General features: G+C 40.7%; 4 protein-coding genes. 2 read left to right on the top strand and 2 right to left on the bottom strand.

The window, feature by feature from the left end; all coding sequences use genetic code 11:
- Both AAC037_RS20575 and AAC037_RS20570 read right to left on the bottom strand, forming a co-directional pair.
- On the bottom strand, positions 1-2,165 hold a 2,165-nt coding region (locus AAC037_RS20575), incomplete at its 3' end, for a HEAT repeat domain-containing protein (RefSeq protein ID WP_339905260.1).
- Between the two features lie 28 nt (positions 2,166-2,193).
- A complete protein-coding gene (locus tag AAC037_RS20570) occupies positions 2,194-3,459 on the bottom strand; it encodes a Gfo/Idh/MocA family oxidoreductase (protein WP_339905258.1) in 1,266 nt (421 codons plus the stop codon).
- 169 nt (positions 3,460-3,628) lie between these two features.
- Here AAC037_RS20570 and AAC037_RS20565 point away from each other — a divergent pair, with 169 nt between their 5' ends.
- Together AAC037_RS20565 and AAC037_RS20560 are read left to right on the top strand one after the other, a co-directional pair.
- Entirely contained in the window at positions 3,629-3,862 is a 234-nt protein-coding gene (locus AAC037_RS20565; protein ID WP_339905256.1) for a hypothetical protein, read from the top strand.
- Between the two features lie 13 nt (positions 3,863-3,875).
- Positions 3,876-4,115 (top strand): Rho termination factor, encoded by a 240-nt coding sequence (locus tag AAC037_RS20560; RefSeq protein WP_339905254.1) that lies wholly within the window; start codon positions 3,876-3,878, stop codon positions 4,113-4,115.
- The last annotated feature ends 163 nt before the right edge of the window (positions 4,116-4,278 follow it).

Here is a 4,278-nt window from a genome sequence, read left to right as displayed (position 1 = left end):
TTTAGGGATGTTATGTAATATTGACTATCCTGTCCGCTGATTACTTCAATGGTGCGTTCCACAATTGTTCTAACTTTTGTGCCATATAGGTTGTCATTGTTCAAGACAATTTTCATCACAGCCCTGGCAGCAGCTTGCTGGTAAGCAGGTTTTTCCTGATACTTTCCGGCAACAAGCAATGCCTGAAAGGTAGGGTAATTGCCAAGCTGTCTCAATATAGCCTGCACATTGTCTTGGTTTTTTGCCAATGCCAACGCATCTCTTAACATCAATACTTTTTGTTCGTTGGCTCCTTGCGTTGAAGGAACTAGCCTGATAAAGCCTGATAGGGCATCATCCATCAACTCGTCAGTGCTTGCATTTCTGGCAATATGCAACAATGGAACGGTTGCGGCAGGATCTTCAGATTGGTTCAATGCACCAACCACAGCTTGTTTTTGTTTTACATTTCCGGTTTCGTATATGTCTTGTAGCTTATCCAAAGCTTCTTTACCACCGGTCTTGGCCAATATTTTATATAGGTATCCTTGTTTGTCTAAGAGTAAGGTAGGCAATAAGTCCATGGCCCATTTTGTCTCAGCTTTTAGGTCCCTTTTTTGAGCATTTGCCACAATAATAGCCTCTTGGATCTTCTCAAGGTCCTCTGAGTTACTTTCTGTTTTTAGCAAACTTACCAATTGGCTAAGATCATCCGGTGTTGCCATCGATGCAAGCGCAGTTAATGCTGCTGACTTTACATCTGAATTGCCATTTGATACTGCCCCGAAGACGACATCAATTTGATCTTCTGCCGCTCTGGATGCCAAAAGACCTAGTAATTTAACTTTAAGTTCATTGTCTGCCACTGAAACTCTTTTGGCGATTTCAGCTGTGACATTGTCACCTTTCATTGTTCGTAGCGCAGTTATCAATTGGGATTGATCCGATTCATCAGCAGCTGCCAAAAGATCCAATATTTCGGTCAAAGCCAAATTGTCTCCTGCGGTAACCACAGAAGCAATGGCAGCCTGACGAATTTTTTCATTTGGACTTGAGAGATAAGGCAAAATGACCTGTGCTACTGCTTCGTTTTTGACTTTACCCATTCTTTGAAGAATGGCAGCTACACTTTCCTCAGAAGCTTTGTCCAAAGCTTTTTTCCAATCATCCAATTCTTGGATCAACTGGTCGTTGCTAAGGTAATGCAAGGCAGTACCTCTGTATCTAAACTCATCTGACTGGGCAGCTTTGATGATTCTTTTATTTGATTTTTCAGGGTCTAATTTCACCAATAAATCCAAAGCTCCGGCCTTGGTATGGTAGTTTTCCGTTACATTGGTGGATTTGTCAAGTTTTTTTGCCAGTTTAAGGGCCTGCTTTGGGTTACCTGCAGCTCCCAAATTGTCAATATACCTTAGGTATTGAGCAGCTGCATTGGTAGGTTCAAAAGTAAACCCTGCATTTTTGGCTGCCGCATACAATACGTCGGCACTTGATGGAGAACCTATGCTCGCCAAGGCGTAAATGGCTACTTTTCTAAGTTCTGGGCTGTTACTATTAACATATTGAGCAATGATTTCGGCAGCTTCCTTGTCACCAATATCACCCAAAGCTTCTATGAAATTTGCCTTTTGAGCATCAATGGTAGAAGCTTCTAAAGCTCCAATCAATGCCGCGATGGCCTGTGATGAACCAACGTTCGCCAGTACCCTGGAGGCAGTTCCTGAGAGCCTGTCATCGGTCAAAAATGGTTCAATATTCACTACATTTTCATCTTTTGCAATGAACTTTATTTGTTTCAACACAAAATTTTGAGCTTCAGGGTCTTGTAACTTGTTAATGGCATCGATATAGGCACCTACAGCCATATTGGCTAAGTCTTCCTTGCCATCTTTGCTTGCATAAAAAGCAAATCCTGCCAAAGCATATTCTATTTTTTCATTGTTGACACCCGGTTTTTGCATCAATGCCATTTCGGTAATTCCATTGGCTCCAAGGGCTTCCATTTGCTTCATGGCAGCCTCTAATTTATCGGCATTTTCGGCAGGAAAGCGGTTCAGTAGGTCTGCAATCTTTGTAGCGGTGGTTCTTCCCGCATCGAGTTGATTTTGCGCTTGACTTATAAATACTTGGCCTATTAATAGGCAAAGAATAAAAGTCATTTTCTTTATAAAATATTTTTCCATAATTCTGGGTATTCCTTTAATGTTTTATCTAAATGGTATAGGGTGCTCTCATCGGCTGATCTATAAGTCTATTTGCCCCCTCATCATTAATAAATTCTAATTTTATAGGGTCAAAATGTAAATCTCTATTCAGCCTTAAAGCTGCCAATCCCATGTTAACAAGGGTACAAGAACGGAATCCATTTTGCTCGTTCAAGGCAAATTTCTTTCTGTTTTTAACTGCATCGACAAAGTCTGTCACTTGTGGGGCAGGTTCAGGGAATTGCGCCAGCTTTCTTTCAAGATTAGGTATGTCGGATTTAAAACCTCTATACAAATTACCTTCAGGCCCTTCGATATAAGGCGCCTCAGTTGTACCTTCTCCATCCAATATAATTTGACAGCCATCTTCGTAAGTATAGGTGATTTTTCTCCAGGTACCTACGGCTTCCGGATGCTGCTGTGGTGCATCCACTTCCACTTTTACTGGGCTCGTTTCATCCTTGCCCAAGAAGTATTGAACCGGGTCCAAGTAATGCTGCCCCATATCTCCTAATCCACCACCATCGTAATCCCAGTACCCTCTAAAAGTACCATGTGTTCTGTGCTCATTGTAGGGTTTGTAAGGTGCAGGACCTAGCCACCTGTCATAATCCAATTCCTTAGGTATTGGCATTTCATTTAAGCCGGTTTTTCCTACCCAGTAAAATTTCCAGTCAAAACCGGTTAATTTACCTACCGTTACTTTTAGGGGCCAGCCCAGCATTCCTGAGTCTACCAATTTCTTTATATTTTTCACCTCGGTATTCATTCCATAGAAATTACTATCGAAGCGAAACCAAGTATTTAATCGAAATACATTGCCATGTTGCTTCACAGCTTCCATGACTTTTTTTCCTTCACCAATAGTTCTGGTCATTGGTTTTTCACACCATATATCTTTACCTTCTCTGGCAGCATCTGCAGCCATGATACCATGCCAATGAGGCGGAGTGGCTATGTGGACGATGTCAACTTCCGGGAGTTGGATCAGGTCCCTATAATCAGCAAAAGTTTTGACCGTTTTGCCTAAAGTTTCTTGAGCAATACCTATATGACGTGTGTCCACATCACATATTGCCACAGTTTTGGTTCCGGCATAATCGAAATGTCCTCTTCCCATGCCGCCAACACCAATGATGCCTTTCGTCAGATGATCACTTGGGGCCAGGTGTCCTTTTCCCAAAACGTGTCGGGGTACAATACTTATACCTCCTAGCGCCAAAAGGCTCCCTTTTAGGAAGCTTCTTCTGGAATTTTTTAAGTTACTGCTCATATCTTATTAAAATTTTTCTGAACTAATGATCCGTGAATATATTTCCTTGTGAAAGGATAAACAAGTAAAATTGGATTTAGGGTAAAATTTTTCTGTGAAATTATATGTCAAAATCAATTTGGAATGGTTTTGGTTATAATTTACATATAATTAAACAAAAAAGACCAAGATGAAAAATACAAAAGGAAGTAGAAAAGAGGAAGATTTTCAGGACAATAGCTTTCTTGATGCCCAAGAAGAGGCGGAAGATGGAAAAGCCGGCAAAAAAGCTCCGGATGCGAATGATAAAGAGGAGTCAAGTCAAGCTGCAAAAGATGCATTAAGAAGAGCAAAAAATGCGAGCAAAGATGTTACCACTGAAAGTGAAAAATACAGAAGGGAAAAAAGTGAAAACAATGAGTAAATCAGATAATAAAATGAACAGAATAAAAAATGAAGCGCAATATGAAGCGCTCAGAGACCAAGGGTACAGTAAAGAAAAATCAGCGAGAATAGCCAATTCTCCTGATAGCAAGACCGGTAAAAAAGGCGGTAAAGCGTCTCCATATGAAGAATGGACAAGAGAAGAGCTGTATCAGAAAACAAAAGAGATAGGAATGGAGGGCGTTAGCCAATTGAATAAGAAAGAGTTAATAGAAAAATTAAGAAATCACTAAACCGGGATCCACCTTAGTTTAGTGATAATTAAAAGTTAAATCTCAAATGAATTGGAGAGGTGGCCTTAACTCAAGTGGTATTTTTTTATCTATCCCTTCTATTTTTTCTGGGAGTGTTAGCTCAACTCTGTCTGGCTTCCCTTCGGGGGGCTAGCCCCCCGAA

Source organism: uncultured Cyclobacterium sp., assembly GCF_963976465.1.
GTDB lineage: Bacteria > Bacteroidota > Bacteroidia > Cytophagales > Cyclobacteriaceae > Cyclobacterium.
Note: the sequence above shows the minus strand (reverse complement) of the source record. Positions and strands in the feature narration are given on the sequence as shown.

What these genes read in the sequence shown, in the direction of transcription:
- AAC037_RS20565 (WP_339905256.1), top strand. Translation starts at nt 3,629, where the DNA reads ATGAAAAATACAAAAGGAAGTAGAAAAGAGGAAGATTTTCAGGACAAT.
- AAC037_RS20560 (WP_339905254.1), top strand. Translation starts at nt 3,876, where the DNA reads ATGAACAGAATAAAAAATGAAGCGCAATATGAAGCGCTCAGAGACCAA.
- AAC037_RS20570 (WP_339905258.1), bottom strand. Translation starts at nt 3,459, where the DNA reads ATGAGCAGTAACTTAAAAAATTCCAGAAGAAGCTTCCTAAAAGGGAGC.